The sequence below is a fragment of the Photobacterium sp. OFAV2-7 genome, from assembly GCF_022347985.1.
Lineage (GTDB): Bacteria > Pseudomonadota > Gammaproteobacteria > Enterobacterales > Vibrionaceae > Photobacterium.
In genome coordinates, this window is sequence record NZ_JAKRFQ010000211.1 from 1 (window position 1) to 6,645 (window position 6,645).

Annotated in this window: 6 protein-coding genes; all 6 read left to right on the forward strand. The window is 50.5% G+C overall.

The window, feature by feature from the left end:
- On the forward strand, positions 1-796 hold a 796-nt coding region (gene cbiB / locus MHN01_RS12460), incomplete at its 5' end, for an adenosylcobinamide-phosphate synthase CbiB (RefSeq protein ID WP_239411645.1).
- Positions 796-2,466: a threonine-phosphate decarboxylase CobD gene (gene cobD / locus MHN01_RS24675; protein WP_370646503.1), complete on the forward strand. Its 1,671-nt coding sequence runs from the start codon at positions 796-798 to the stop codon at positions 2,464-2,466. The genes cbiB and cobD, both read left to right, overlap by 1 nt.
- Before the next feature lie 2 nt (positions 2,467-2,468).
- A complete protein-coding gene (locus MHN01_RS12475) occupies positions 2,469-3,482 on the forward strand; it encodes a hypothetical protein (protein WP_239411646.1) in 1,014 nt (337 codons plus the stop codon).
- A gap of 18 nt (positions 3,483-3,500) precedes the next feature.
- Complete coding sequence (locus MHN01_RS12480; protein ID WP_239411647.1) at positions 3,501-4,967, forward strand: cobyric acid synthase; 1,467 nt, start codon at positions 3,501-3,503, stop codon at positions 4,965-4,967.
- Positions 4,968-4,981: 14 nt separating this feature from the next.
- Complete coding sequence (locus MHN01_RS12485; RefSeq protein WP_239411648.1) at positions 4,982-6,283, forward strand: cobyrinate a,c-diamide synthase; 1,302 nt, start codon at positions 4,982-4,984, stop codon at positions 6,281-6,283.
- On the forward strand, positions 6,280-6,645 hold a 366-nt coding region (locus tag MHN01_RS12490; protein WP_239411649.1), incomplete at its 3' end, for a histidine phosphatase family protein. The genes MHN01_RS12485 and MHN01_RS12490, both read left to right, overlap by 4 nt.

Below are 6,645 nucleotides of genomic sequence, written 5' to 3' on the forward strand. Positions count from 1 at the left end.
AATTAGTACCAGGCTGCAAGGTGTCGTGGCCTGGGTGTTATCTGTAATGCCGCTAGTCGCCCTGAGTTATTGGTTTCTTTCGCTGGTCGCTCAATTTTCTTTAGTCGCGTCGGTAGTACTTAATATTCTTATTCTTTATTTGACCATTGGCGGAAAGAGCTTGATAGAGCATGCCGAGAATATTTATCACCCGCTTAAACATGGCGATATAAAGGATGCGCGTTACCAGGTCTCAATGATAGTAAGCCGCAATACCGAAAAAATGGGGGAGAAGGAGATCACTTCTTCCACCATCGAATCGGTATTGGAAAACGGCAATGATGCCGTGTTTGGTCCCATGGTTTGGTTTCTTTTTCTCGGAGCGCCAGGAGCAATATTGTTCCGGCTCGCCAATACACTGGATGCGATGTGGGGCTATAAGAACGAAAAATATATCGACTTTGGTTGGTTCAGTGCCAAAACCGATGATGTTTTGGGCTGGTTACCGGCTCGACTTACTGCTGTTGTCTATGCGTTTCAAGGTAATTTTCAACAAGCTCTGGAGTGTTGGAAGCTGCAGGCCAAAGCATGCAAAAGCCCGAATGGCGGCGTGGTGATGACGACCGGTGCCGGCAGCCTGAATGTTGAGATTGGTGGCCCTACCTATTACCACGGTGTGCTACACGATAAGAAGCCCATGGGCGTTGGGAAACCCGCTGGCTGGGAGTCCATTCCCAAAGCGAATCAGCTTGTTACAAGAGGAAGCTTTGCTTTGAGTTATTTGTGGTTAGTTTGCGTAATGGTAGGAGTGAGTTAATGGCTGTAAAACATGGCGGCAATTTGCTGGCTACGGCAGAGAAATACGGCAGTGATCCTGCAAAATGGATAGATCTCTCTACCGGAGTGAGCCCGTTTACTTATCCGGTAAAAGAGATACCGCCTGCCGCGTGGAACCATTTACCTCAAGAAAACGACGGCTTGGAACAGGCGGCGGCGAGTTACTACAAGGCCCCGACTGAACCTGTCGTGGTAGCCGGCTCGCAAGCTGCCATTATGGCTCTGCCGGAGGTCATTACCCAAAAGCTTGGCCGCTGCGGTACTGTGGCGCTGCCAAGCGTTGGCTATAAAGAGCATCAGCATGCATGGGGGAGTTACCGCAAGGATGGCTGTTGCTGGCAGGTTGAGTTTTATGACGGGCTGCCTAGCAAAGCGCTGGTGGCAAAGTGTGATGTGGTCCTGGTGATCAACCCCAACAACCCGACCGGCAAGCTGAGCCGAAAAGAGGAGTTGAATGAGCTCTATGTTGATCTGGCAAAGCGAGAAGCGACCTTAATCGTTGACGAGGCTTTTATTGACTGTACCCCACATGAATCAATGCTAAGCCCTGGCAAGGAGATGGGTAATTTAGTGGTGCTGAGATCGGTCGGTAAGTTTTTTGGTCTGGCGGGAGCCAGAGTAGGCTTTGTGTTTGCCGAACAGAAGGTAACAGAATCGATCTCGAATGTCATCGGCCCCTGGACGGTGACCGGTCCGAGTCGCTGGGTGGTAAAACAGGCACTGAGTGATCCGGCATGGCAAAACTCTGCCAGAGTGCAGATCCGCCAAAATGCTTTGCGCCTGAACAGCCTCTTAAAAGAATGGCTTGGCGCTAGGATCAGCGGCACAGATCTCTTTTCCACTGTGTATCTGGATGATGCCATTCTTTGCCACGATTTTCTGTGTCAGGAGAAAGTGCTCACCCGCCTTTGTGATGAAAAAAATGCACTCCGCTTTGGGTTGCCGGCTGATGAAAAGCAGTGGCAACACTTGGCTGCGGCACTGGCGAAGCTATCGGAATACCGCGAGCAGGCGGCGTACACGGTGGCTATGTCTCAGGAAGCAATGTGTCAAAAGGCTATGCAGAAGGAGCTGCAGAAGGAGCGAGTGCATAATGAACTTAAGCCGTTGAATAACAAGCCGACTATCGAACTTGTATTGGGCGGTGCTCGCTCAGGCAAAAGCACTTATGCGGAAAAGCAAGCCAAGGCGTCTGGAAAGTCCGTTATTTATATCGCCACATCAGAAGTACGTGATGAGGAAATGGCACAAAGGGTACGAATACATCAGGCACAGAGACCAGACGAGTGGCTTGTCATTGAGGAGCCTTTAGAGCTCGCCCAAGCTTTGCAAGAGTTCAGCAAGCCAGATAACTGCATTTTGGTCGATTGCCTAACGTTATGGTTGAGTAACTGCCTGTTTGGTGAGTCGAAAACCGGGTGGGAAGCCTATAAAGCTAACCTGTTATCGGCACTGGAACAGCTGCCGGGTCAGGTGCTTTTTGTCAGCAATGAAGTAGGTTCCGGTATTGTCCCGATGGGAGAAGTAAGCCGCAAATTTGTAGATGAAGCAGGATGGTTACACCAGGCTATTGCCGCTAGGGCTAACAAGGTGACACTGGTTACAGCTGGGCTTCCTTTGTCTTTAAAAGACGACACCCGGGGGCAGTAAGGATGACATGGCTTAACTTTGTTACCCTAAACGGTGTCGCACCAATCAAAGATCTGCATCTGGTGAGCGATGCCGGGGCCGGTGAAGGCCTCATGCAGTATCACCCGACACGCGACACTGAATTGATTGTGTGCGGCAGAGCTAATAACGCCCTAAGCGGTGCTTATTTGCCCTCGCCTGTACTGGAAAACGGTTCTGTGACCCCTGCGATTTTGGTACACGGCGTATTACGCGCCCTGCAAAAACGCGGATTTAAAATCAGGCTCCACTGCTATCAGCTAGGGCTGGATAATCTTCCCGATTTTTCTGGCTGTAAATTGGATGACGTTGTCATTCACCAGTGTGAGGTGGGCAAAGAAAAAGCCTTGATCGAGGCTCAGTTAATTCCCGAGCTAAAAAGACAGGCTTCAAGTAGCGAAAAACACCTCATTGCAGAATCCGGAATAGGGGGAACAACCTTTGCCACCGTGTGGCTAAAGCGCTGGCTCGGCAAGGAGATCATGTTTTCGGGCAGTACCAGAGATCCTGACAAGCTGTCCAGAAAAGAGCAGGTCATCAAACAGTTATTGATGATGTCCGACGCGCTGCAAACTGATGTTGGCCACTTTTCCCAAGATTTGCACCTGTCCGATCCGATTCAGAGGGCCACTTGTGCATTGCTAACAGCAGAGCTCAAAGAGCTGATTTTAGCTGGTGGCACCATGATGTTTGCGCCTGCGATAGCCATGGATAGTGAAATACGCATAGAAAATCTGAAAATCGCGACGACCCGTTGGATATTTGATTCGCCCGATGCAGCTTATGCGGCGTCAAAACTGCCTCAGCAGTGCAGTGTATTAACTCCCAATGTGAATTTTAATCACTCCCGCTTTTCAGCTCTCAACAAATACGAGCAAGGTTATGTCGTGGAGGGGTGTGGATTGGGGGCTAGCCTGGTCTTTGCCGAAGAGCAGGGTATGTCTGGTAAAGAGATTATCGATTGCCTGGACGATGCCGTATCGCCTTGGCTGGAATAAGAGTTTAGAGGAAGAAAAATGCAGTCTTGTTCTCAAGCATTAATGGTTCAGGGGACGACCTCTGATGCGGGCAAAAGTGTCCTTGTTGCGGGCATGTGCCGGGTACTTGCACGAAAAGGAATAAAAGTTGCGCCGTTTAAGCCTCAGAATATGGCGCTAAACAGTGCAGTCACCACTGATGGCGGTGAAATTGGCCGGGCACAAGCGGTGCAGGCTTATGCCTGTGGGCTCGAGCCGATCACGGATATGAACCCTGTCTTGTTGAAGCCGAATACCGATATTGGCGCGCAGGTGATCATCCATGGTAAAGCCCTTCAGGATATGGATGCCAAGGCTTATCACGCATTCAAGCCCAAAGTCATGAGCTATGTGATGGAGTCTTTCAATCGTCTTCAGAAAGAGTTCCAAACCGTGATGATTGAAGGCGCAGGCAGCCCGGCAGAAATCAATCTGAGGGATCATGATATCGCCAATATGGGCTTTGCCGAAAAAGCCGACATTCCCGTTATTATCGTGGCCGATATCGACAGGGGCGGCGTATTTGCCCACCTGTATGGGACATTGGCGCTATTGAGTGAATCTGAGCAGGCGCGTGTTGCGGGCTTTGTTATTAACCGTTTCAGAGGCGATATCGCACTGCTCGAAAATGGCCTTGAATGGCTGGAAGAGAAAACCGGCAAACCGGTTATTGGCGTATTGCCGTATCTTCACGGCCTGATGCTGGAAGCTGAAGATGCGATTAATGTCAGCCAGCTAAGTACGGAAGGTCCAAAACTCAACGTGGTGGTCCCTGTTATCCAGCGCATCAGCAACCATACCGATTTTGATCCGCTTCGTATGCATCCTAATGTCAATCTTGTGTTTGCCGGAAAAAACCAGCCATTGCCGCCTTCCGATCTCATTATTCTGCCTGGTTCAAAAAGTGTTCGTAGCGATCTGGCCTTTATCCGTGAGCAGGGGTGGGACAAACAAATCGAGCGCCACCTCCGTTTGGGCGGCAAAGTGATGGGGATCTGCGGCGGTTATCAAATGCTTGGTGAGTTAATTACCGATCCGCTGGGCATTGAGGGCCCCGCAGGAGAAAGCCGGGGGCTTGGTTATTTGCCGCTGGAGACGGAGCTTAAAAACGAGAAGCAGCTAAGAAGAGTGAAAGGTTCGCTAACCCTGCCGGGACAAGAGAGAGTTGATGTATTCGGTTATGAAATTCACGCAGGTGTTACCACAGGCATTGGTCGCAACGCTCCGTTAGTACTGGAGTCCGGCGAAGATGGCTGTGTCGGCATGGACGGGGCGGTATTTGGGACTTACTTGCACGGTATTTTCGAATCAGAAAAAGCGTGCGGAGAGATTTTGCGCTGGGCCGGATTAATAGATGCCGAAGGCTGCAATTTTGAGCAGATGCGCGAAGACGGCATTAACCGGGTTGCTGATGCTATCGAGCAGCACTTGGATTTGAAGAAGCTCTGGCCAGATCTAGAACTATAGGAGAAGCGGTTTTGATGAATAAGAATATCTCCTGTCCCGCTCTGGTTGTGGCTGCGCCCAGTTCAGGCAGCGGTAAAACCACGGTAGTGGCTGCACTGGCGCGTTATTTTACCAATCTTGGCAAAACCGTTCGGGTTTTTAAGACGGGGCCTGACTTTATTGATCCTAATTTCTTGGCATTTGCGTCTCAGCAGCCGGTTTATCAGCTCGATTTCTGGATGTGTGGCGAGGACCATTGTCGTCAGTTGGTTGCAGAAGCGGCGAAAGATGCAGATCTTATCCTGATCGAAGGGGTAATGGGCATGTTTGATGGTAAGTGCTCCAGTGCCGATATTGCCGCGAAACTGGGTATCCCCGTTCTTGCGGTGATCAATGCTGGCGCCATGGCGCAAACATTCGGTGCTATTGCCTATGGTTTGGCCAACTTCAGACAGGATATCAGTATGTATGGCGTGGTTGCGAACCGGGTGGGCTCTGCTGGCCATGCCGAAATGCTCAAAGAAGCATTGCCAGACAATCTTGAGTTTTGTGGTTACCTGCCAAAGAATCTCGGGTTGTCGTTGCCGGAACGCCATCTGGGTTTGGTTCAGGCTCAGGAACTGGATGACTTGGATGATAGGTTAAATCTGGCAGCTGAGCTTATCTCACAGCATGTCGAGATCAAGTTGCCACCAGAAGCTCAGTTCACCCCGGTTGTAAGTGCAGCGCCAAAGAGGCACTTGGAAGGTGTCACGATCGCGATAGCGAAAGACACGGCGTTTAGTTTTATCTATCAGGCAAATTTGGATCTGCTCGAAGCGCTTGGGGCACAGCTGTGCTTTTTCTCACCAATCAAGGGTGACGAGTTGCCTGATTGTGATGCCCTATATCTTCCCGGTGGTTACCCGGAGCTCTATTTAGAAGAGCTGGCTGCAAATACGGGCCTGAAGCAGCAAGTTCATGCTCACGTGAATAACAACAAACCTGTGCTGGCAGAGTGTGGGGGGATGCTATATCTCAATAACTCGTTGACGGATAGTGAAGGTAAGCCCGGTGAGATGTGCGGAATTTTGAATGCGGAGTCAACGATGCAGAGTTCGCTGGCAGCGCTCGGTTTGGTGGAAGGGGAGCTGCTACCCGGTGAGGCGTTACGGGGGCACACCTTTCATTATTCGAAAACAGATTCCAGTGAAGAGATAGCCTGTTATCCGGTCTCGCAGCGTGGGCGACAACTCGATCCGGTCTGGCGGCATAAACAGGTCATAGCCTCCTATATCCATTGGTATTTTCCCTCTAACCCGAAACTTGTTGCCAAAATTTTCAAGGGTACCTTATGAGACTGGTGTTAATTCGCCATGGCCAGACAGAATGGAACCGGCAGAAAAGGCTTCAGGGGTGGTTGGATAGCCCTTTGACCACTTCTGCAATATCAGAGCTTCATAATATGGCACTTCCGGTATTGCACGATCCTGTTGTTTACAGCAGCGATCTGGGCAGAGCCTATAACTCTGCTGTCATTGTGGCGAACACTCTCGGTACAGAGGTGATGGTAGACAAAAGATTGCGAGAGCGGCAGTTCGGGCTTTTGGAAGGCAAGGTAATCGATCAGGATGACTGGCTTAAGGTGCAGTGGCAGCAATACCACCGGCGGTATGAAGAAGCATTGAATACCCTGCTTGGTGCCGAACCTGAGCAGGAC

Coding starts and splice junctions, on each gene's coding strand:
- cobD (WP_370646503.1), top strand. CDS start 796: ATGGCTGTAAAACATGGCGGCAATTTGCTGGCTACGGCAGAGAAATAC.
- MHN01_RS12475 (WP_239411646.1), top strand. CDS start 2,469: ATGACATGGCTTAACTTTGTTACCCTAAACGGTGTCGCACCAATCAAA.
- MHN01_RS12480 (WP_239411647.1), top strand. CDS start 3,501: ATGCAGTCTTGTTCTCAAGCATTAATGGTTCAGGGGACGACCTCTGAT.
- MHN01_RS12485 (WP_239411648.1), top strand. CDS start 4,982: ATGAATAAGAATATCTCCTGTCCCGCTCTGGTTGTGGCTGCGCCCAGT.